The sequence below is a fragment of the Candidatus Bathyanammoxibius amoris genome, assembly GCA_024451685.1.
Classification (GTDB): domain Bacteria; phylum Planctomycetota; class Brocadiia; order Brocadiales; family Bathyanammoxibiaceae; genus Bathyanammoxibius; species Bathyanammoxibius amoris.
In genome coordinates, this window is record JAMXCW010000004.1 from 85,503 (window position 1) to 108,925 (window position 23,423).

Annotated in this window: 20 protein-coding genes; 2 read left to right on the forward strand and 18 right to left on the reverse strand. The window is 51.0% G+C overall.

All coding sequences use genetic code 11. The features are described from left to right. Positions 1–129 precede the first annotated feature (129 nt). Positions 130–2,037: an ABC transporter ATP-binding protein/permease gene (locus NOU37_03910; protein MCQ4574378.1), complete on the reverse strand. Its 1,908-nt coding sequence runs from the start codon at positions 2,035–2,037 to the stop codon at positions 130–132. 645 nt (positions 2,038–2,682) lie between these two features. On the opposite strand from NOU37_03910, the gene NOU37_03915 reads away from it, so the two are divergent. Both NOU37_03915 and NOU37_03920 read left to right on the forward strand, forming a co-directional pair. After that, positions 2,683–3,321: a DUF3365 domain-containing protein gene (locus NOU37_03915; protein MCQ4574379.1), complete on the forward strand. Its 639-nt coding sequence runs from the start codon at positions 2,683–2,685 to the stop codon at positions 3,319–3,321. A gap of 115 nt (positions 3,322–3,436) precedes the next feature. Continuing rightward, positions 3,437–5,581, forward strand: a complete 2,145-nt coding sequence (locus NOU37_03920; protein ID MCQ4574380.1) for an HD domain-containing protein — start codon at positions 3,437–3,439, stop codon at positions 5,579–5,581. Between the two features lie 35 nt (positions 5,582–5,616). Here the strand turns inward: NOU37_03920 and NOU37_03925 are convergent, their stop codons facing one another. The 17 genes from NOU37_03925 to NOU37_04005 all read right to left on the reverse strand — a co-directional run bounded on the left by NOU37_03925 (position 5,617) and on the right by NOU37_04005 (position 23,327). Beyond that, positions 5,617–6,354, reverse strand: a complete 738-nt coding sequence (locus NOU37_03925) for a hypothetical protein (GenBank protein MCQ4574381.1) — start codon at positions 6,352–6,354, stop codon at positions 5,617–5,619. A gap of 276 nt (positions 6,355–6,630) precedes the next feature. After that, on the reverse strand, positions 6,631–7,761 hold the full coding sequence (locus NOU37_03930; protein ID MCQ4574382.1) for a tetratricopeptide repeat protein: 1,131 nt from the start codon (positions 7,759–7,761) through the stop codon (positions 6,631–6,633). Positions 7,762–7,798: 37 nt separating this feature from the next. After that, on the reverse strand, positions 7,799–8,236 hold the full coding sequence (locus NOU37_03935; GenBank protein MCQ4574383.1) for a universal stress protein: 438 nt from the start codon (positions 8,234–8,236) through the stop codon (positions 7,799–7,801). Positions 8,237–8,349: 113 nt separating this feature from the next. Then, positions 8,350–8,793, reverse strand: coding sequence for a universal stress protein (locus NOU37_03940; protein MCQ4574384.1), 444 nt, complete (start codon positions 8,791–8,793; stop codon positions 8,350–8,352). A gap of 92 nt (positions 8,794–8,885) precedes the next feature. Next, on the reverse strand, positions 8,886–9,320 hold the full coding sequence (locus NOU37_03945; protein MCQ4574385.1) for a universal stress protein: 435 nt from the start codon (positions 9,318–9,320) through the stop codon (positions 8,886–8,888). Between the two features lie 31 nt (positions 9,321–9,351). Beyond that, a complete protein-coding gene (locus tag NOU37_03950) occupies positions 9,352–9,789 on the reverse strand; it encodes a universal stress protein (protein MCQ4574386.1) in 438 nt (145 codons plus the stop codon). A 25-nt stretch (positions 9,790–9,814) separates the two neighbouring features. Beyond that, a complete protein-coding gene (locus tag NOU37_03955; GenBank protein ID MCQ4574387.1) occupies positions 9,815–10,261 on the reverse strand; it encodes a universal stress protein in 447 nt (148 codons plus the stop codon). Between the two features lie 15 nt (positions 10,262–10,276). Next, complete coding sequence (locus NOU37_03960; protein MCQ4574388.1) at positions 10,277–11,611, reverse strand: cation:proton antiporter; 1,335 nt, start codon at positions 11,609–11,611, stop codon at positions 10,277–10,279. An 81-nt stretch (positions 11,612–11,692) separates the two neighbouring features. Next, positions 11,693–13,171 (reverse strand): cation:proton antiporter, encoded by a 1,479-nt coding sequence (locus NOU37_03965; protein ID MCQ4574389.1) that lies wholly within the window; start codon positions 13,169–13,171, stop codon positions 11,693–11,695. Positions 13,172–13,634: 463 nt separating this feature from the next. Continuing rightward, positions 13,635–14,006: a hypothetical protein gene (locus NOU37_03970; GenBank protein ID MCQ4574390.1), complete on the reverse strand. Its 372-nt coding sequence runs from the start codon at positions 14,004–14,006 to the stop codon at positions 13,635–13,637. 710 nt (positions 14,007–14,716) lie between these two features. Next, on the reverse strand, positions 14,717–16,474 hold the full coding sequence (locus NOU37_03975) for a hydroxylamine oxidoreductase (GenBank protein MCQ4574391.1): 1,758 nt from the start codon (positions 16,472–16,474) through the stop codon (positions 14,717–14,719). A 223-nt stretch (positions 16,475–16,697) separates the two neighbouring features. Further along, entirely contained in the window at positions 16,698–18,047 is a 1,350-nt protein-coding gene (locus NOU37_03980) for a cytochrome c family protein (GenBank protein ID MCQ4574392.1), read from the reverse strand. A gap of 12 nt (positions 18,048–18,059) precedes the next feature. Then, the gene (locus tag NOU37_03985) at positions 18,060–18,839 is read right to left on the reverse strand and encodes a hypothetical protein (GenBank protein ID MCQ4574393.1); all 780 of its coding nucleotides are present in this window, start codon (positions 18,837–18,839) and stop codon (positions 18,060–18,062) included. A gap of 76 nt (positions 18,840–18,915) precedes the next feature. Further along, entirely contained in the window at positions 18,916–19,536 is a 621-nt protein-coding gene (locus tag NOU37_03990) for a cytochrome b N-terminal domain-containing protein (protein ID MCQ4574394.1), read from the reverse strand. Positions 19,537–19,546: 10 nt separating this feature from the next. Beyond that, positions 19,547–20,062: a ubiquinol-cytochrome c reductase iron-sulfur subunit gene (locus NOU37_03995; GenBank protein ID MCQ4574395.1), complete on the reverse strand. Its 516-nt coding sequence runs from the start codon at positions 20,060–20,062 to the stop codon at positions 19,547–19,549. Positions 20,063–20,074: 12 nt separating this feature from the next. Continuing rightward, a complete protein-coding gene (locus NOU37_04000) occupies positions 20,075–21,985 on the reverse strand; it encodes an FAD-dependent oxidoreductase (GenBank protein ID MCQ4574396.1) in 1,911 nt (636 codons plus the stop codon). Between the two features lie 286 nt (positions 21,986–22,271). Beyond that, on the reverse strand, positions 22,272–23,327 hold the full coding sequence (locus NOU37_04005; protein MCQ4574397.1) for an FAD-dependent monooxygenase: 1,056 nt from the start codon (positions 23,325–23,327) through the stop codon (positions 22,272–22,274). Positions 23,328–23,423 lie beyond the last annotated feature (96 nt).

Consider the following 23,423-nt stretch of genomic DNA (forward strand, 5'->3'; position numbering starts at 1 on the left):
GTGTCTGGATTGTGAGGCCTTTACTAAACATCACGTATTAACATCTTTAATCCCTGGCGCAGGCGTTTTCGCCCTGCAAAAACCGCTAAATCTGTCAGTCACGTCTCGACAGATTTTGGGAATACACCGTTACCCTTTACCGTCGGGTGTGACATATCCTTCTATTTGCATTTGATAGAGCCTCCAGTACTCGCCTCTCTTTTGTACAAGTTCATCGTGCGTCCCCATCTCTACTACGCGGCCCTCGTTAAGTACCACTATCTTGTCGCAATTTCTTACCGTGGATAGACGGTGGGCGACCACAAAGGTGGTCTTCCCTTTCATGAGGTTGCCCAGGGCATCCTGTACAATCTTCTCTGATTCAGAGTCGAGGGCGCTGGTGGCCTCATCCAGTATGAGGATAGGCGCGTTCTTGAGTATTGCCCTGGCTATAGCGATTCGCTGCCGCTGCCCTCCTGACATCCTGACTCCCAACTCACCTACCTCTGTGTCATAACCCTTTGGCAGCATGCTGATGAAGTCATGTATATATGCGGCCCTTGCCGCCGCCTCCACCTCCGCCATACTCGCATTCCTCTTACCGTAGCGGATGTTGTCTGCGACGCTCCTGTTAAACAGAAAGGTTTGCTGTGTAACAATGGCAATGTTATTCAGGAGGGAATCGCTCCTTAAGAACCGCACATCCTGCCCGTCAATCTCCACGGTGCCGCGGCTGCTTTCGTAGAAACGTGGTATGAGATTCAGGAACGTGCTCTTGCCGGAACCACTCTCCCCTGCAATGGCCACTGCCTGGCCTTTCTTCACCGTAAGGTTTATGTTGGAAAGCACCTTTATGTCATCGTATGCGAAGTCAACGTTTTTGAAGGCAATCTCCTTCTCCACGCCGTTGAGCGGTACGGCCTGTGGGTGGTCCTTTATCTGTGGCTCGTGGTCGAGCAGCTCGAAGACCCGTCCGGCCCCCGCCAGGGACTCCTGGAGCCTTGAATAGCTCCGGGAGAGAAGCTTGGTGGACTTGAAGGTGAGTGTACTTGCGGCTATGAACCCCCCAAGTTCTCCCAGACCCACGCCGCCCGCTGTCATCACATAACCCCCTATTATCACCATCATGCCCAGCCCTACGGCATACATTGCCTGGTTGGTGCTCTCGTTAAGTATGGCCGCCTTACTTACCCGCATCCTATTCCGGAAAAATTCATCGTTAATCCTCTGGAATTCACGGCTCTCCTCACGTTCCATCTTGTATGACTTGACTATGCGGACTCCCGCAAGCATCTCTCTCAATGCCTCGGTAAGCTGGGCCATGCGCACCAGGGTAGCCTCACCATGTTTCCTTACCTTCTTGCCAAAGATTAAGATGGGCAGCAGGAAGAACGGCAGGGCTATAATGGCCAGCAGGAACAATTTCCAGCTAAAGTATAAAGCCAGTCCGAGACCGCAGAGAAAACGCATAGGTTGGAGCACAACGTCGCCAAAAAGCACTATGAGGCCCTGCTGTGTCACCTGGAGGTCGTTTACCACCCTGGAGAGAAGTTCACCGCTTTTTCTGTTGTCAAAGAAACTTAGCGATTGAGAAAGCAGTCTCTCACACATACGGTTGCTTATGTCGACATACACCCTCCATATCACGAAATGTTTCAAATAGTTTTGGAAGTAATTGGACAGGAAGATTATGGGTGCCAGGATAATGGCCAGTATGCCGATATTTACGAAGGAGCTGGTCATCGTCCTAACCCAGGCCCTGAGCTCCTTTACCTGAGTAACGTCCTGAAGGCCTTTTTTAAGGTCTTTCTCCAAGCTCCAGACAGCGCTATTCTGCGCCCCGGTTTGTGTGCCTTCTGCCACGGGCGAGACGACACGTGTCTCTTTCTCCGAAAACTTGTCAAGGACCGGTTTTATGAGCGCCAGCTGTGCCCCGGCAGCAATCGTATAAAGCACCATAAACGCAAGGGCGACCACGGCCGTCTTCCAGTAGGGCTTTATAAAGGAGAAGAGCCTCAAACACTCCAAGCCCATGATTTTGTATGATATGTGCGGCATTATTTGTGTTTATCTAATTTGGTCTTTTAACCAGACGTTCGTTCTTTTTGTCCGTTGTCCGGTCGTCCGGCCGGCGCGGCACCCCGTGGCTACAGGAATTTTTGTATGGACAAGGTTCTTCCCCGCAGCGTAAACGAGGAAGTTGTATCTGCGGGAGGGACAGCCGTAAGGGTCGTCCCTGCGCCACTCCGGCAACAACCCCAGTTTCTCATAGCCAGGGTAATTCATTACAATATAACTTATCACAGCTGTTGTCAATATAGTAAGGATACGTTGCTCAAGGCGTGAGCCTGCCATTTTGGCCCGGCGGAAACCCCCTTTACCTTATGTTTTCCCTAAAAAACCCTTCCTGGGTGTTTCGCTAAATCCCACAAGAGCAAAGCGTTATGCCCCTACGTGGCGCATTGAAAGCCAGACCCGGATTATCGTATGTATCCATCTTCTCTGCCGCGGAGAAAGCAGTCGCCGTCTCCACATTCATGGTAACAAGCGTTTATCTTTTGACACCCCCATCGCCCGATACGGACTTGCTTTTATTGAGGGCTTTATGGTAACTTTTCTATAGAGGCAATAGTGCAGGCAAGGCAGAACGCTCTCAGGTAAAATCACGGTACCTCTTTATAGAATTGACAGGGTACGATTGCCATGAAACTCATAATTACCATTCTGTCCGCTATCTTTCTTATTGAAATAGTGCCCGCAGCCCTCGGTGAGGAGGAGATTCGTCACTCAACGTTGGGTACAGCACCAAAAACAGTGACAAAAGAGGCGGCGCTATACAATCTCGCCAACGAGCTAACAGAATTGCTGGAGTCTATGCGTTATGTTGTTGCAGTGAATCAGGTTCTGATAAATTCTTGTTCTGAGGGACACTACGACTTCAAGGGTCTTACTCCTGACCTCGTAGTCACCAAGATATGTAATGACTTCTATCCGAGGACAGGCATCATCATAAAGCAGACAAGCCGGATGGTACGGAACCCCAAGAACGCTCCGGACAAGTGGGAAGAAAAGTCCCTTGAGATGTTCGATGTCTTAAACTACCCGAAAGGGACGGCCCATACGGAGTTTACTACACGCCACGGGGAGGAGGTCTACCGCTTTATCAAGCCCATATACATCACCAAGACCTGCCTGCGATGTCATGGCCCAAGGAAAGAGATTAGCGAAGACCTTCGTGAGTATCTGGACACCCATTATCCCAACGACATGTCCACCGGTTACAAGGAGGGAGAACTCCGCGGAGGCATAAGCATAACCATACCGGTAGCCGGACAATTCTGAGGGACGCCAACTCTTCATCAGATGTGCCGTCTCTGAAAATGCCATATCTCACATGCTGGTCAGGAACACCACAAAGGTTTACACAGGCAAAAGGACCTAACTGGGGCATGCGAACATGAAGGGCATCACCCGCTTCGGCAGAAACACCTTTCTCTGGTTCTTGCTGGTAGCCCTCCTCCCGCTTACGGCCGTAGGTGTCACCACCTACATAGACCTTCGACTCCACATTAAGGGTACGGCATTTGATGATCTTCAGCATGATGCCCATAAATATCGTGACCACACTCAAACCTTCCTTAATGCGTGGCTCTGGACGGCTGAAGCCTTCTGTTCAGACGGCTTCATTAAAGACGCAGTCCTGGAAATTACCAGCGGTACGGGTAATAAGTCTGACATAGTTAAACAGTTAAATAAACACCTGCGCATAAGCAAGAAGGATCTTTACCGCGATATATCTGAGGTCTTCATACTTGATGAAAGCGGAATAGTCATCGCGTCCTCTAACGACGTGGAGGTAGGCGAGAACCTCTCAAGGATGGCTTATTTCAGGAAACCTTTTATCAATCTTGAGGAAACAGGCGGCAAGTTCGCGGGGGAGGTCGAATCACAAGCCGTCCCGGGCCGGTTTCATCTGGTATTTTCTCATATACTTAAAGACATGGACTACCAGTTGCCTGTAGGCGTCCTAGTGATGAAGGTCAAGTTAAACTCCCTTCAAATTATCACTAAACCCAGCGTCGCGACATTTACAGACACGACAAACACCGAATTGTTGGCCACGGCCTATATTACGAATAAAGATGGATGGCTATTAGCCTACTCCTCCCCTCCAGGTCAGGAAACGAGCAGCCAGCATATTGATACCAAGAACGTATTTCGCGTATTCGAGACGGGGACGGAATCGGTCGGAGAATACAAGAACTACCTGGGCACCGAGGTGCTGGGTGCCACGCTGCTCGTAAGTGAAACAGATTGGGCTGTGACTACAGAGATAAACGCGCATGAGATACTTGCGCCCCTGAGGAGACTTGGGTATATGTTTGGAGGTATTGCCGGTTTCTCACTACTACTCATATTCGGCCTGTCCTTCGCAATCTCCCGCGGCATAAACAAATCTATCAAAGAGCTTATACTCGGGACGGAAAGGATTGCAACGGGAGATTTGGATTACAAAATATCGCTGAAAAGAAAGGATGAGCTGCGAACGCTCTCTGATTCGTTCAACACTATGACGCATTCGCTAAAGACATCTAACGAAGAAAGGGAAAGGCTCTTTTCTGTCGTCGAGAAGGCGAAGATTGAGTGGGAAAACACCTTTGACTCCATCCATGACGCCATATTAAGCTGCGATGCCAATCACAAAATAATCAGGGTCAACCGGGGTGCGTCCAGGATACTCGGCATTGACCTGAACGAACTGATTAACATGAAATGGCATGACGTAGTGGGCAAGCTCTCCGGCTTCGAGCAACTGGCCCGGGACGCCCTGGAAGGTCTGGAACCATTGAGCCGAGAGGTGTGTGACCGTGAAAAGGACAAGACATTTCTGGCAAGCATATACCCCATGGTCGGCAACGATGGCACATTCCAGGGTTCTGTGCAGATACTGCACGACATCACCGATATTAAGAAGGCCGAGATAGAGCTTGAGGAACGGCGCGTAATCGCGATGGCAAAATTGGCGGAACTGGCCGAGAAAAGAGACCTGGAGACTGGCCACCACCTGATCAGGATCAGAGGCTACTGCCAAGTTCTGGCCGATGAGCTGAGGAAACAGCCCAAATACAGCGGTATCATTGATGACCAGTTCATAAAATCCCTGCCCGACGCCAGCATGCTGCACGACATAGGCAAGGTCGGGATACCCGACTCGGTGCTCTTAAAACCCGGACGCCTCGACCCGGAAGAGTTTGCGATTATAAAGACCCATACCGTTACGGGTGACGAGGTGCTCGCAGGGCCGGAGTACTTTAAGATGGCAAGGGAGATATGCCGGCATCACCACGAGAGGTACGACGGGAAGGGTTACCCGGACGGTCTGAAAGGAGAAGATATACCGCTTTCGGCCCGGATTGTCACACTTGCCGACACCTACGACGCCATTGTTTCAGAAAGGCCGTACAGTAAATCGAGGACACATGAGCAGGCCCGCGCCATAATCCTCCAGGAGTCGGGCAAGCAGTTCTGCCCCGACGTGGTCAGGGCCTTCATCGGCAGGGAGAATGACTTCCGGGCGCTGAGCAGAAGCACTCCCGGATGAGACGCTTACGGCTGCCGGCCCTGCAACAAACACGGTTAAGAAGAAAACGGGCTGGTAATGTCCTTTATCGTAAACACCTTGCCCAACTTGTCCATTCTTTCCCGGCTCTCCACCGTAATCACCAGCGTGCCGACCTTGCTGTCAAGGGTGACGTTTTCCGACTCTCCCTTTCGCAGTACGGCCTGGAAACTGGGCGACCACTCATAATCGTCCACAGTCGGTTGAAAACCGCTGCTTATGGCCCTGGCCAGTGTGGAACTCTCCGGTATCATGAATGTCACGGCAACTTCACCGGTGGGGACCAGTTCCTGCTGGTGCACTGAGACACCGGGCGCGGTGGCGACGTTGAACTCGGGTACCAGGTTGGGTAGCTCCGAGAGCGTAACCGGTGTATCTTTAAAATAAGCCCAGCACTTCGCCACCCTCAATACCGGTTGTGATTCCTGGCTTTTATCCCATTCATAGTGCACCCTGAACAAAAACTTCTTACCGTCTTTTTCTACGGGAAAGACGTCATCTATGGGTATGTCCGGGCGGGACCATAACTGCGGCCGCACGTTGTCTATATCCTCCACTGGAAAGAACCAGTACCTTCTGGAATGATTTTCATCGATGTAATAATGTGATGGCTCGCCCATTTTTGCCCGCACCTCTTCCTTGGTAGCGCCCAGGGTTCCACCCGGAAGGGTTTCTGCCGCAGAAACGGGATAACTATACGAAAACAGTGCAAAAGCAAGAGACAAGCCAACAAATGACAACAACTTAGGTTTCATTCTAATCCCTCCTCCTTAATGGAAAGGCAGAATATAACATATTCGTCTCAACACTGTCAAATAGACTCCTTAACTTATCGGCACAAAATTTATGCTGACACGATAATGTCAAACGGGTAGGACTATTACACACCATGAGATTTATTGGATTAGACCCGGCATGGTCCGTAAGAAACAACCTCAGCGGTCCCGGTACTTGAGACCTCTGGTGGTCCCGCAGGGGCACTTGTACACTACCAGGAAAGACTCCACATGAAACCTTTCGCTTTTATCTTGTTACTCCACCGCCTCTTCCGTCAAAACGCCTTCTTCCTTAACCTCGCCTTCTTCAACGATCTTGCCTCTGTATAAGACCGCGCTTCTCTCTACGACCTCTTCTTGTTCCTGCGCCTCGATTTCTTCTTTGGCCCCCTTTTTCTTTGTAATCTCTTGCTTCTCTACAATCTCGCCTTTCTCCACTACCTCTTCCTTCCCCGCGGCCATGGACTTCTCTTCGAGTTCTACCTTTCCTTCAATCTCCTTCTTCTCCACAACCCCGCCCTTCTCGGTTACCGTGGTTTCTTCCACCACCTCCTCCACAATCTCCTTTTCCTCCCCTTCTTTCTCAACTTCTTCTTCTTCGGGTTTCGGGAGTAACGCCTCCGTCAACCTCTCAGCCTCCTGAAACTCCTTTTCCGCCTCCTCCTTAAACCCCTGCTTCTCCAGGAGCAGGCCGTAGGTATAGTGGGCCTCCGGCAGTTCGGGGTGGGCGGCCACGATGGACTTAACGTCCTTTACGGCCTTATCCACCCTCCCCAGCCCGGCCAGGCTCCTGTTCAGGCCCAGACGTGCGTCAATAAAATCCCTGTTAATGTCCAGGGCCTTACCGTAAGAACCCATGGCATCACGAAACTCCCCCCTGGCAAGATAGGCGTCGCCGAGATTATAGTATGCCATTACACTCCGGGGGTTGAGCGTCAGCGCCCTTCTCAGGTAAGAAATGGCCTTGTCCGGCTTTCCTTCTTCAAGGTACATGAGTCCCAGGCAGGAAAGGGCGTCAGCGTTGGACGGGTCGAGTTCCAGGGTTCTTCCCCAGGCCGCAGCTGCTCTCTCCTGCATGCCTTTTCTGCTGTATATGATGCCCAGGTTATACCAGGCCTCAATATGATTTGGGTTCAACTCAAGGGCCCGTTCGTATTCCTTGATGGCGTCGTCCAGCCTGTCCATGAGATAGTATTTGTTACCCATGCTCATGTGCTTCTCTACCCCGCCTGGCTCCATAATGGGGTCTTTCTGAAGTTTCAGGGCCGCTTCCGCGGGGTTAAAGGTGGGGGTTTCCAACGGCTCTTCATTCCTGGAGAACCAGCAGGACGAGAGCAATATCATCGGCAGTAACACGATGCACAAGCATTTCGGGTCCTTTATCATATATCTGCCTTCTGTTCCGTGTTACAGGGGTGTCTGCTCAGGCATGACGCACGGTAAGCACCGCACAGGGGGCCCTGCGCACCACGTTTTCGGCCACACTGCCGATGATAAGATGGGGAATACCCGTTCTGCCATGAGTGCCCAGCACTATCAGGTCAACATCTTTTTCCTTCGCCGTGTCCACGATGTCATTTACCGGCACGCCAACGACAACGACCGTCTCTATGTCAACCCCTTTCACCTCATCGGCGGCTTTCTTGCTAAGCTCTTCTTTAATATGCTTTATCGCGTCATCACCGGGCTTGGGCACGTTAAAGTCTAGCGCGCTCTCATGCCCGAAACTGCGAACGTCGATGACATGCATAAGGTACAACTTTGCCGATTCAGTGCGTGCTATATGTACGGCATATTTAAAGGCCTCTTGTGAACAGACAGAATAATCAACGGGGCACAGTATCTTCTTTATGTCACGCATTCTTGCTTGTCTCCTACGGTTATGGAATTATGCCAGCCTGTCGTCTCAGGACTTAATTCTTGATCTTGAGGGACAATTACAACAACGTCACTACCGCCAGTGAAAAGACCGGTTCAGGGAAGACGTACAGTCAACACGGGACAGGGGGCCTTTCTCACCAAATTCTCCGCCACACTGCCGACAATTATGTGGGGTATCCCGGTTCTGCCATGTGTACCCATTACTATCATATCCATCTCTTGTTCCTTGGCAACATTCACGATCTCAGTGACAGGTTTACCCATCACAACGATGGCTTCTACCTCTACCTTTTTTCCTCCCTTCTCATGAACAAGGTCTTCAATAAGTTCTTTTCTCATGCGCTCTATGTTCTCCGGGGTGGGTTCGGGTATTTCAAGGTCAAGGGGGCTCTCATGTCCAAAACTGCGAACATCTACTACGTGCATCAGATAGACCTTGGCATCTTCCACAGCGGCAATGTGTGCCGCATACTTCATTGCCTCCGAAGAGCATTCGGAGTAATCTACCGGGCAAAGTATCTTCTTTATACTCACCATTTCATGCGCCTCTTTTTTTTATCTTGCTGGTTCATTAAAAAAACCGTCCTGGCCTCAAACGTTGTCTTCCAATCATTTCTCCTGCAGAAGCGTCACGGCTGGCGCACCGTCAGAACGGCGCAGGGTGCCCTTCTTACAACGTTCTCCGCTACACTACCCATAATCACGTGCGCTATCCCCGTCCTGCCGTGTGTACCCATTACTATTACGTCAACCTCTTTCTCTTTCGTGGCATTTACGATCTCCAGAACCGGGATACCTACCGTGACAATACTTTCCACGTCAATTTTTTTCCTTGCGTCCTCAGGCACATGCTCGTCCAGCTCCTTTTTCAGACGGTTTATGGTCTCAGAATCAGGGTTGGCAACCTCCAACGGGGCATAACCCTCCAGGTACCGGATGTCAATCACGTGTATGAGGTAGAGCTTCGCGGTCTCCCTGAGTGCGATATGCACGGCATAATCCAGTGCCGTTAAAGAGCCCTTGGAATAGTCTATAGGGCAGAGTATAGTCTTCATCTTTATCATCTGGTAATCTCCCGTAAATCACGAGGGTTCGCTAAGATGACAGCCGCACGGTAAGCACGGGGCAGCTCGCCTTCCTCAATACGCTGGAGGCCACACTGCCCATAAACGCATGTGACACACCCATCCGGCCATGCGTTCCCATCACTATCATGTCAACGTTTCTCTCCTTTGCTACACTCAATATTTTCTGAACAGGTATGCCGGCGGTCACAACGGTTTCCACCTTTATCTTCGACCTTACTTCATCTGGAATCTTCCGGGCAAGATTTCCCTCGATACGAACCACGGTCTGCGAACCCGGACCGGGAAACTCAAAAGGAGGAAAGTCGTCAAAGTGGCGCATATCGATTACATAGAGTATACACAGTTCCGCCGAACTCTTTAAGGCATAGTGCATTGCATGTGCCAATGCCTCCAGTGAACACTTTGAGTTGTCAACCGCGCACAGTATCCTCTTAAATTTAATCATCCCGTTACCCTGAAAAAGTGACCGCCTATTTCTTGGCCAGGCGTACCGTTAGTACGGGGCAGAGAGCCTTTCTTGTAACGTTCTCCGCTACGCTGCCCATGACCACATGCGCAACGCCCGTCCTTCCATGCGTACCCATTACTATTATGTCCACTTCCTTCTCATGGGCGGCGTTAACAATTTCTTGAGCGGGTATACCTACAGAGACAATCGTTTCGATCTCGATATCCCCCCTTATCTCCTTTGGCACACTCTCCGCCAGCTTTTCCTTCAGCCGCGCGATGGTCTCTTCATCCGGACTTGGCTGAACCTCGTATATAGGCCCCCCGTAGTCATATATACGCTTGTCAATCGTGTGCATCAAATAAAGTCTGCCAGAATCCTTCAACGCCAGACCCGCCGCGTATCTCAGCGCCATTGCCGAGCAATCAGAATAATCAATCGGACAAAGTATCTTCTTGAATGTAATCATCTTACACCTGGTCTCCTAAGCCTTAGAACGTGGCCTCTCCGCTTCCATTGCGACTTTAGCATAAGATCGTTCTCTGAGAACGAATTTCAGCAAAAGAGGTGCCATAACCGCCACAATTGCCACCATCATTATTATAGCCGAAAACAGGTCCTCGCTTAACACTCCCAGAGTAATCCCGATGCCGGCCAGGGTCACGGTCACCTCGGCTCTTGGTATCATGCCGATGCCAATTGCGAGGCGGTTTACACCCTTTTCCACCACGCAGAGACTGCAGAAAAGCTTGCCCAGTATGGCAGCCCCGGTAATACTAAACCCAATGAGTATGGAGTGCCAGTTCAAAAAGCTCTCCAGCCTCACCTGCGTACCCACATATACAAAGAAGATGGGAACAAATACCATATAGGCAGGCCGCACGATTTCCTCCAGGCCGTGCACGTCTCCGTCCGGGTCCTTCATGTGAATGTGCCGGAGGAGCAAACCCGCCCCAAAAGACCCCACTATTGTAGCAAGCCCGATGGACTCCGCCAGATACGCAAGCAGGAGACATATAACTACTACGAGAAACACTTTCATTGGCTCAGAAAACTTTCTGGTCACAACGTTTCCAAAGGGTTTGCTTAACTTCAGGGCTATCACCGTTACCACACCCACAAACCCCACCGCCATACCGCCCGATATGGCCAAACTGTGTACGGCCAGGCTGCCGGTAAGCATCATGCCGCTAAAAATGCCCAGGACGATAAGCACCAGGATGTCATCGATTATAGCCGCTCCTATTATTATCCTCGCCTCGTTGCTCTGTAACTTACCCAGCTCCTCAAACACCCTTACCGTAAGCCCGACACTTGTAGCACTGAGGGTTATCGCCAGAAAGATGTGGGTGGAGAAGGAGGCGTCGGGTAGTAGAAAGTACGCAACGAGATATCCCAGTCCCGCAGGGGCAATTACACCTCCCAAAGCGACAAGGAATGACGAACTCCCCGCCCGGAGCATCTTATTGAGGTCCGTATGCAGGCCGACACTCAGCAGAAGTATTATGGTGCCAAAATCCGCCGGTATCTTCAGGCTGGGCGTTGTCTGCAGGAGCTCAAAAAACCCCCATCCGCTGAAGAAATACACGTTCGCCAACAGTATGCCCATAAGCAGTTCACCAAGGACTACCGGGAACTTAAGCGCCCTGGCCACGTGCTTACCACTCTCCCCGGCCACAACAAGGATTAGTATCGCCAGCAAGAAGTCTGTAATGGGCCCTGAATGCCATATATCCATCCCAGGTGCACCACCCACATACTCCTTCGCGGCAGTGAAATTATGTCCGCTCAATGCTACCGGGAATGACAGGCCATTCATTGTTTTCTTTTCTTTCTATCTACAGAAAAACCACAGCGAGGTATATCATGCCACGCAACCCAACATCTAACTCTTGTCCGGTTAACGCAACCTTAGCGGCTCCCTCATGGTCTCATTACTTATAGGACCGGGCACAACAGGGGACTCAGGCACAGTCTTCTCAGACCTGGTCAAGACCAGCTTTAAGAGCGGAGGGCTCATCAGGGCCGTAATTGCGACCATGACTATTATAGCTGAGAACAAGGTATCGTCTAAGACCCCAATCGCCTTCCCTACACTCGCTACTATCAGCGCCACTTCAAGCCTTGGTATCATGGCAATACCAATTGCCAGACGATTCACACCTTTTTCCACCACGCAGACGCTGGTGAAAAATTTTCCCACGATAGCAACCACTGTAATACTCAACCCTAACACCACGGCGTTCACATCCATGAAACTTTCCAGATTTACCTGTGCACCCACAAGTACAAAGAAGATAGGCACCAGCACCAGGTAGGCAGGCCGAATCAATTCCTCCATAGTGCGCTCCTTACCCAGCAGGCTCTTTGCCCTCACGTGCCTGAGGAACAGCCCCGCGCTGAAGGCCCCCACTATAGTCGCAAGCCCGATAGACTCCGCAAGATAGGCAAGGCCGAGGCACACCACCACGATGATGAATATCTTGACACCTTCCGGACATTTTCTGCTGACAATCTGTCCGAAGGCCTCCCCATAAAACAGGCTAATCGCGCCCAGGGCCGTTAAGAAGGCAACGGCAATTACTCCCGTTATGACTATGCCTTCCGGAGAGAACTGGCCCGTCAGGGCGATACCGGTTATCCCGGCGAGTATCAGCAGGACTATAACGTCGTCAATCACGGCCGCCCCTATCACTATCTTTGCCTCGGTAGTGTGCAGCCTGCCAAGCTCGTGGAACACCTTAAGCTTTATTGCCACGCTGGTGGCACAGAGGCTCGCCGCCAGGAACAAACGGGTGTGTATAGACGCATCGGGAAGCAACAGATAACTCAGAAGAAATCCAAGCCCCGCCGGCATCAGTATGCCCCCGAGGGCAACCAGAAATGCAGAAAGCCCCACCTTCAACATCGCCCTCAGGTCTGTGTGGATGCCCACCACCAGGAGAAGTACTATGATGCCAATCTCCGACAGGATTTTCAAAAAAGACATCTCATGGAGAAAGTTAAAAAAGTCCCATCCACTAAACAGGAACATGTTCCCCAGGATTATGCCCATAACCAGCTCACCCACTACTTGAGGGATTCCCAGTCTCCTGGCGGCTTCCTCCCCTGCCTTCGCCGCACAAACAACTATCACTATCGCCAGCAGGACGCTGTTTGCCGGGTCCGTGTGCCATATTCTCGGCCCCATCTCTACATCTTCAAGACCGGGGGCAGAGAGTTCCGGCACAGCCGGAACCTCCTTAACATTAAACCCCTCGGCTGTGTATTCAACCTCATCCACGCGGGTAGGGGTCTCCGGTTCTTGATCAACGTCCGGAAACGGTTCCATCGGCCACCCGTAATTGCCCATCGTAAACGGTGTGCTAGTAACATTCATGTCTCGTACCTGTCGGCCTCTCGCTCAAAAGTCTGGAATTCCTCGACGATGTAAAACGTCTCCCTCAGTAGCGGCAGGGTCATAAGTGTGGTGAACATTGCCCTTTGACATTTATGGGCATGTCAGTAGTCTGGTATATTGTCCTATATAGCATAAGCAGGACATTTTACCCCAAAAGGAGGGCGTAAAGAAACATTTTTTGCCTGGATTTTACTTCAGAAATGGTCCTGGGATGGAGGGCGGTTGGAGTGTGCGGTTAAAGGTATCTGAGAATGTAACTGAGAAGCTTATTGGGTTGGAGTGTGCAGAAACAGGTATTTGTTGGGATGTCCGCCTAAAGCCGGACAAAAGGGCACGACACCTGCTCCTGGAACAATCTGTGAGGCGTCAAACTCCCCAAAGTGTCGACAACGAGACCAAAGACCCTGTCGGCCCCAGTTGACCTCTTGTCTGTGGTAAAAGGCTAATCTGCCGGGATCTCCAGGCTCATAGGCCCACCCTGCATGCTGCCTGAACCTTCCAGCTTGACACGCGCTCTTACCTCGCCATTTGTAAGAATATCAACCTTGGTGGGTTGCTCTATACTTGCCTGCATAACCGTATCTGCCAGGTCTATCTGAAGGCTGGCAGGCTCTGTAGTTACCTCCATGCCACTCAAGCGAATGAAGGGTAAGAACCACAGCTTCATCCTGATTTCCGGCAGTTTTACCTTCACTGCGGGGAGTGTAATTGTAACCTTTCCAGCAGGGTTCACCTTTAGTTCAGTGGGCTGAACCTCTATTGAACTTTTTACGTCTAAAGTTGTAGTGGCATCTGTCTCGCCCTTGAGCGGCATCGCTGGTATCCTCCTCTTCTTACAAAAGTGAAACGTGGGCCCCACAAAACTCTCGAACAAACACTACTATTAAATAATCCGGCCCTCAGAACTCACGCCTCAAAAGACAAACCTATGTTGAGATAGTCTCACCTGCATAGAATCTGCCACACGCTATACCAGCACCAAACCTCAGACTCACTCATTTTGATGGGCACGCAGGCAGTACCTCATTTTTCTTCTATAACTATCGGCCCTTCGTATCGCAGAAAACACCGTAACTTCTGGCACACACTACGCCTACAATGAAGAGCAATTAGCATACCATTTATAACGTGCCTGTTTTCATACGAATAAAGGGATAATACAACAATCGTATTGAAAACAAAGCCGTTAGTAAAGAGAAATTTGGCACATTGTCAAAACGGCAACAGACCGTGTGTTGCACACATTTCACGAAAGCGGTTATATGTCATGTAACTCAAGACCATAACATGGCTTGAGGCTGTACCCATGCATACACACTATTGTGTACCCAAGTGTGCGCATTCTTCCGTCGGCGGTCTACAGGGACTAAATCCTTGATGCAGAATATTTCTTCAGGCAGACCAGCTTTCTTGATTATCTGGTGAGGGTACAATTCTCAAACAGCAGGGCACATAAGACCATTAAAAAGTAGGAGGCGCCGCCCGTTTTTAAACGGACGGCAGCCTCCCACAAAACGGCCGAAACTACTTCTTCTCCTCTGGATCGGCTGTTGTTCTGTCTATACCAGGACCGCCCGTTTCATACAGCGGCGTATGCGCGTATATGATCGGGTCGCTGGGCAGTTGCCCGAGGGCAGTTATACCCAGCTTCTTCTCGACGGCCTGCAACCTGCGCAGGTTAACCGCCATGGTCTGAATCTTGGCCTGGCCTTGCACCATAGGCGCCCAACCGTACCACCAGGAGTAATCCTGCTGGGCGTGCGCAGTGCCTTTGAAGCCCTTCAACAGACTACTGAACCACTGCTCGTCAAGAAGGAGTTCTATCGTGTGCGGCCTACCAGGACCTACCAGATAGTGGTCACCAGTGGCCAGGATAGGCCCATAAATCGGGAAGTAACCCTTCGTCGTGTTGAAGGCATTGTAAAGGTCCTGACCCAGCTTTTTCGGGCCCAGAATGCCTGCAAGCACGTCACCCAGATACCACGGGTCACGATTCGTGGGCGTTGGTATGATAGCCCCTTCTGCGTACAATGTGTCCAGAACGGCCATGGAGGCGTCCGTGTGCTGCCACCCTATCAACATGTACGTATCCAGGTTATCCAACCAGAGTCTGGCAAACCTGGGGCTGTGGCAGTTGGCGCACAGTTCAATCCAAATCTCCCTGTTCCTCTTATTGTCAGGAGAGTCAATGTCGATTATCCTGTTAAGAGGCGGTATGTTTATACCGTAGGGAGCGTTCTTCAAAGCGGACTTGTACTCATAGTTCCGCTGCTTGGGCTTGTAGACGCCCATACGCCAGATGTTCTTGGAAGTCACGTTATGTCCCCACTTCCCGCTGCCCTGATACATGTGGCAGTAGGCGCAGGTCGGTGCCTTCCAGTCTTTTCCGGGAACTATGTCTGCCAGGTTCAGGTCCCAGTTCCAAGAACTGCCCGTGTCCTGGTAGACAACACCCATTGCGGACTTGATGTATGTCTCGTAGTCCGGGTGGTCATAACCCATGTGACATTTCCCGCAGGTACCCGGCTTCTTTGCCGTCTTGGTACCGAAGGTGTGCCTCATGTGGCAGCCGTCACAGCGCTGCATTTCAGGGTGACATACGTCGCAGCCAATCTGGCCGGCGCCTTCACCTCTCCGGTAGTTCTCAATATACCAGGGAGGTACAACCTCTGAAATCCAGCTAGCATAGTGACTCGGCCTGCCTTGCTTCTTCTCCGAGACAAACTCCTTACACTGCGTCAAGTGACAGTGGGAGCAGGAGTTGTCAAGGTACGGCATCTGAAGCACCTCATGGCTGGAGCCATGACATTCGGCGCAGCCAACCTTGTCAATCGGTCTGCCCAGTGCCTTTTCTATCTTGGCGGTCTTTGCAGCCCATTTTGCACTGTCCCTCGGATTGCCGTGGGCCGAATCATTCCACATGTGCACCCAGCCGGGAGTTACCTCAAGATGGCACTCCTCGCACTGGTCGGGTTTGAACTTCTCGAACATCTTTGCAAACCCGGACATGTCCGGTCTGATGTAGTGCTTCGTTGGGGCAATGTACATATGCATGGGTATTGGCTTATAGAGCTTTCTGAACGGGCCGGAGCCCATCTCAAGCCCTACCCACTCGGCCCATGGCACCCTCATCTTCCCCGGATACATCAGGTCAGTTTCGGGCATGTCTGCGGCCACTTTGGAATCGGGCGTGGTCACATGTTGTGCCTGGGCTGTATTAAGCGCTACTCCCAAAACGAGCGCCGTACAGGCCAGCACAGCTAGTATGTTCCATAATTTCATACTCAGTTTCCCCCTTCTTTGAAGTTTCTTACTACTAACAGAGAATTAACTATACTTTTCTCCCTTTCCCACCACCTCCCTTCGTTACACTCACTCACAATGAATGTATGTGTGCAATAGACTGCACTGGTTTATAAACTGCTCTTCCTGCAGAGACGCCGATGCAGACTGCTTCAAGACCCGCCCCGAGCGGAATGAACCAGGTCCCGCAATTAAAGAAACGTCAAGACGCCTCCTTGGATACAAACAATTTCTCTGAGGTCTCCGCCTGCACCTCCTGTGAATCTGTGCCAAGAGGTTCATGAAGCTCCAGTCCGGCCCTGAACGGACGCGGCGACCCTTCTTCATCAAGCTCCACTTCCTCAACCGTCTGAATGGACCTTTCCTGCTCGGACAGTAAATCCCTCATTTCTTCTAACATCATGTCCAGCTCGTTCCCCACGTCTTTCAATCTACTCAACCCTTCAAGCACAGAGTCTTCCGATTCTCCAGAGATGCCAGCGTAAATGTCGTCAGATTTCGTGTCAAACGTCGATACCAGCCAGTCTGAGAAATCGTCCTCTTTAGCAGCCACCAGCATGGCCTCTCTCATATCGTGCCTGCGCGGCACATGACACCTGCCGCATACCTTGTAGCTGAACACGTCGTGAGTCACCATGGCGGCCTCCGCCAGCCTATCGTTCCTCATGTATTTTGAGAATAACTCTCCCGGCCCGTGGCATGCCTCACAGGTAACGTTTTCTTCCGCATATTCGCCTGTCTTTTCGTCGTAACCCGTAGTGTGGCACTTCAGACACTTTTTCCGGTAATTTTCGTCACCTTCAACATAATCCTTTGCGTCCACCACCTTTTGCCAGGTCTTGAACTTATTTTTCCATGCTTTAACGTGGCGAGGGTTCAGTAATTTATGACACTTCAAACAGGCAAAGCTGCCCACGTATACCATTTTCTCCCCGGCGGGGTTGTAGTCTCTAAAATCAAACGCCGTCAGGTCGTTTTGGATAGAGAGTTTGGCCATCCTGTCCCATAACGCCAATATCTCCTCGGGTTTGTCCTCCCTTTTCATCATTTCCGCCCTGTTACTAAGCACTCCCTTGTGGGCCTCCGCCTTCGTTCTCAACACCCTGCCCTGCCCTCCATGGCACATCGTGCACCCGTAGACGTTGAAGGGAAAGTAGTCTTTTATGTCAGGGTGCAGTTTGTCAAGCTTGTCTTCGTCTATGTGACAGGTCATGCATCTGTCAACCGGTACGCCTGAAGTGCCTTCCTTCCAGTTTCCATGGCCCTTCAGTATTATCTGTTTTATCTGGTAGTCCGGCCTCTCGAGAAATCCCAGGGACGTCCTCACTATCTTTGCCTTTGCCGGGTCACCCCACTTCGGGTCCTCCAGGACTACCAGTTCTTTTTCCAGGTTGTCCCGCATCTCGACAAGTTCCTTTGCCTGATATTGCTTCCAGATAGGTTCGCCCCATTCTGAGAATATCCATACGGCCGCAACTGCCACGAGACCGCACGAGGCCACAACAAACGCGATAAGCCACGGAAGACTCAGGTTAATTGGAAATGGCAACATGTCTCATCACTTTCATACGTTAAACCAGGGTGTAACAAGTATATACTTGACGTGAAGGGCGTTTTTCAAAAATATCTTCGCCACAACAAAGAGCATTCCCGTCCACAGCGACATGGTTATGACATACCTTATTATTCCCATGCGATAAAAGAATTTCGGGAAAATAATTGCAGGAATGATAACCCCGAGTGCGAAGAACACCATTATGTAGGCTATACCTGCCGGCAGCGGAAAGTCCCACATTATGGTCGATGAGGTCTTTAGAACGTGCTGGTCCTCCCACGGCCAGTAAAAGGCCCACAACGGCCCCCTGAAATACCATCCTACTATTACCAGCAACCACCAGAACGCGAAACCCCCGACGAAAGTACTCATCGCAAACGTCCTCTCCCTCCAGGCGAACCGGCCAATTCCTTTCACCGGATCGGGGTCAAGAAAAGGTGTGAGGTAAAGACCCGCTAAGATGCTGCTTGGGATTATTACCCCCGCCAGATAGGGGTCAAAGTAGGTCAGCAACTCCTGCAGCCCTACAAAGTACCAGGCTGCCTTTATGTGTTCCGGGGTATGAGTGGGGTCTGCCAATTCGAACAGAGGCGCGTTCTTGTAGTACGCCCACACAAAGATGATAATCAGGAAGAAGAGTCCGACGCAGAGTTCCTTCATCACAAAATTGGGAAAGAAGAGCTCGTACCCGGGGGGCCTTTCGTATATATCCCTCGAGGTGAGGGCCTCACCCTTAACGACGGTCATTACCCGGTATCGCTCTTCTCCGGTATGCGGTCCAGAAGACACTGTTGCTTATACCTCCTGTAAGTTAACTCATCCAGCAAGCCTTATTGTCACGTCTACAAAATCACAAACCAAGGTCTTACAGGGGACCGGACATCCCGCCAGCCTTGTGTATATTAAAGAAATGAAGACCCATCAACCCGGCCATCGCCCCGGGTATGGCCACACAGTGGGCGAAGAAGAAACGCGTCAGAGACGCCTGTTCCAGCATCGTACCGCCTAATAAGACGTAATGGATGTCCTTGTCCGGAGGCAGGATGCTGAACGGGCCCTTGGCCCCAATTATCGGGCTGTTCTCCGCCATCGTCATGCCCACGGTCGCCGCCCAGTAGGCCTCATTATCCCACGGCAGGAGATAACCCGTGAAGGCCATCATATATGTCAGTAACAGCAGCGTAATCCCCACAAGCCAGTTGAGCTGCCTGGGAGGCTTGTATGCGGCCTGCAGGAACACCCTTAACATGTGGAGGGGTACACAGATGACCATAAGACATGCCGACCACCTGTGAACGTTCCTGAGAAACCTGCCAAAGGGCACCACATTGCTCAGGTCCTGGACGTCCGCCCACGCCCTGTCTACGCTGGGTATGTAATACATCATCAGAAACGGTCCAGTAAGGATACATAACAGGAAAAAAAAAACACTGAGCCCGCCCAGACAAAACGTATATCCAACAAGTCCTAAAGGAACCCATTTCATGTTAAAACCCTCATACCTTCAGATAAAAGCTCATATCAACTTCTTTCGACTTATCCACCATCATACGGCCATCGGGGGCAAACCTCATGAAATACCTCGGCAAGGGCCTCGGCGGTGGGCCGGCAAAGTTTATACCGTTTTTATAGAAACGTCCGCCGTGACATGGACACATGAATATCTGATTGTCTTCCTCCCAGATGGGCTGACAAGCCAGGTGGGTGCATATGGCCGAAAGGGCATAAAAACCCTTCTCGTCCCTGATAAGAAACACCCTCCGGCCTTCGATTACAGTAACCTCACCCACATTGTACTCGTCAGGCTTACCTACCTTGAACAGACTTGAGGGCTCAAACATCACCCTCGGATATACAAAACGCACAATACTTATGCCTAACATGCCCGCGAAGCCCAGGAATACACCCCAGCAGGCGAAAAACAGGACTTTTCTCAACGTCTCCCGGCGTGTAGTCTTTGCCACCCTCTCCGCCTTTGACGTCTTTTTTGCCTTCGATGCAACTTTAGCCATTAAAGTCCTCTTTTATTCGGTAACTTCTTCGAACTTTACCATATGTATAGAGTCTTCCGAACACGCCTCTGCACATGCGCCACAGCGTACACAAGCGTTGTCATCTATTATCAGCCCCACCCAGGGACCATTACCATCGGCCCCCTCCACTTTTTTGGTGGAGCCGTTCATGTCAGCCTTGTTCATAAACCTCATAGATATGCACTCGGCCGGACATGAATCCACACAGGACCCACATACCGTACAGGGATGGTAAGGGCTTATCATCGGGAACTTACTACAGTCGATGCATCTGTCTCCCTGTTTTTTGGCCTCGTAAACAGGGTAGCTTCCCTCCACAAGTTCCATATTTCTCTTTCTTTGCCTGGGGGACAATGCGGGCGGGAGTGTTCTGCCTATCGTGCCTTTCAGGGCAAAGGTGTCGTGTCTTTCATGATGATGAACAGGTCGAATCTCCTTCAAACTCCCAAGTTCCAGCGAGCCCGTTCCTCCCAGATATTCATGGATTGACTGCGCGGCCTTCTGTCCGGAGGCTACGGCATCTACAATATGTCCCGGACTTACCATGTCCCCGCACGAGAACAGCCCCTCCCTGGCAGTCATCATGGTCCCAGCGTGTACCTTAAGCAAGCCGTCAGCCGTAAGTCTAAGGCCCTTGCTCTTTTCTTTAAACAAGCTGTCCAGCTCCTGACCATATCCAAGTATAACGGTATCCGCCTTTAAGACTTCAACTTTAGTATCACTGAAGGCGGGGTTAAAACATCCTTTATCGTCGTAAACAGTGCTGACATGTCTTACCTTGAGGCCCTTAACCTCTCCATACTCCCCGGTAATCTCCTTGGGCGCCAGAGAGTTAAGGAAGGTGATCCCTTCCTGTTTGGCTGCGTATATCTCGGAGGAATCGGCCGGCATCTCATCTTCAGTGTTGTATGGTTTAGAACCCTCTGCGGCCTCAATGCAGACCACACCAATTCGTATATTCCTTGCCCCCACGCGCCGGGCCGTACGGGCAATGTCCAGGGCGACGTTCCCTCCTCCCCCCAGGACCAGGACTGTTTCTCCCAGAAATACCCTGTCACCGGCGAAGACATGTTTCAAGAAATCCACTCCATGGAGTACACCCTGAAGCTCGGTACCGGGTATGTCCGGCAACTTGCCCTTCTGAAGGCCCGTGGCTAACAACACGGCGTCATACTGCCCTAGCGCCTCATCAATACTGAAATCCGTTCCGCATGTCCGATTTGTTTCCACCTCAACGCCTAAATAGAGTATGTTGTCAATATCCTTTTTTATCGATTCCTTATCCAGTTTGTATCTGGGTGTCGCATTTAACATACCACCCAGCCTGCTTGTCGCCTCAATGACCTTTACCTTGTAGCCCATAAGGGCCAGGTCGTGCGCAGCAGACAGACCGGCCGGACCGCCCCCTATAATAGCGATACGTGGAGGCTCCTCTCCCTTGCGCAACTTTACTTTTGACTTCTTTGTATCCAGCCACTTGTAGACCTCTTGTGTGCTAAACCTGTTCCTTTCCACGGCGAAATCCTTGAGTGCCCTCAAGGCTACGGGTGAATCTATCTTCGCCCTCTGACAAACGTCCTCACAGGGCGCGTTACAGGCCTTTCCAAGGACGGCCACAAACGGGTTATTCTGTCTGGCGATAAGATATGCAAGCTGGTTCTGGCCTTTGGAGATTGCCAGTGAATATGACCTGGCATCGGTATTTATGGGGCAAGACGTTCTGCAGTATATGTTTTGGGAAAACCAGTCCTGGTCTGAGGAGGTAGCCACGTCAATTGTTTTCTCTTCACGCAGCTTTTTTTGAGAGCCCTTGTAAAGTATAACGGTAGGGTCTGCTATAGATACATCCAGCTTAGGCTGCTTAAACTCAATGGTAACGCTTCCCTTGAGAGCCTTCGCCATTCCCTCCTCCTTAGGAAAACAACACATCTCGACATTTAACGGCATTAAGACATCTTTAAGGCAAAAAAACAAGCTTATACTTGCGGACAAAAAGACATGAGGTCTTCAGATTGAGCGCAGTCCTTCCCCATACAAAAGCGACTACCGTGGCAGTTTGATAAAGACACAACTTTTAGTCCAGCAGGAGAACAGACTATTCTACCCCCTCCTCCTGGGGAAGGAGTGTTAAGTATACTACTTACAACATAAATGTCAAACATAATAATGAAATGTCGTAAGATTTTGCTTAAACCATAACCGGTCTACCTGCAAGTCTGGCCGCGAGCTTCCAGGATGCCAGCGTCTCTCTTCGCTCACGGCCGGAAAGCTCTGTGTAAATCTCGTGGGCGCCTTTGTCCGAGCCGGAATCAGCCTGAACTACCGCCTGACCTGCCAGCAGGCCTGTGGCCAGTGCCGAGGAGATGCCCTCACCAAACATGTTAAGAAACCCTGCCGCCTCCCCAGCCAGCAACACCCTGTCCTTGCCAAGGTAGAAGTTCCCTGTAGCACACATGTTAGTGCCCAGGCAACTTGATTTCCTAACCAATCTGCCCAACCTCAAACCGAAGTGTTTCTTCAAAAACTGTGTAAAATTCTCAAGATACGGGCCGAACCTCCCGCCCTTCCTGCATGACGTACCAAATATAACGTAATCATCCTTAACGTTATACCATCCGTATATCTCACCAAACGCGGGGTCGAGGAACCCATGATACCACTCGGGGTCAAGCACCGAACTGCCTTCGTAGTAATTTTGATATGCCAGGAACCAGTGGGATCTTTTTTCAAGTTCAGGGTTCAGCTTGGCGCGTACGGAGGAGAGTGAACCTTCGGCACTAATCAAATACTTGCAGTCTATTTCTAAGAGCCCCTCTTGGGAGTCTTTGCAGTACAACCGGACAACCCTGCCGCCGTCCATTACAAAATCCTTTAGGAGACACAGGTCTCTTACTTCAGCCCCTGAGCGTCTGACCAGCCACTCATCATACTGCGCGCGCCACACATTGGGCGCGCCATTCTCACCAAACGGCCAGTTCCTGGAACGTTTCGCGTCATACCAGAGCCTGACACCCTTAATTATGCGCGGTTTGCAGTAACATTCAACCGGAATATCGCCAAAATGTTCTTTCGTAAGTTTCAGCGATTTCTCATTTATGAGACCTGAACATATCTTATACCTGGGCAGCTTCTTACGCTCTATCACCAGCACCGTGAGACCGGCCTCCACCACTACCTTTGCCGCTGCCGCCCCGGCAGGTCCGGCACCCACCACCACCACGTCATATTCCCTCTTCAAAGACATTTATGGACGTACCTCCCGTTTGGAAAGGCGTGCATTATACGAACACAGGCACGCAAAATCAATTTGAGACTGCCGGGACTATAATAAATACTGAAG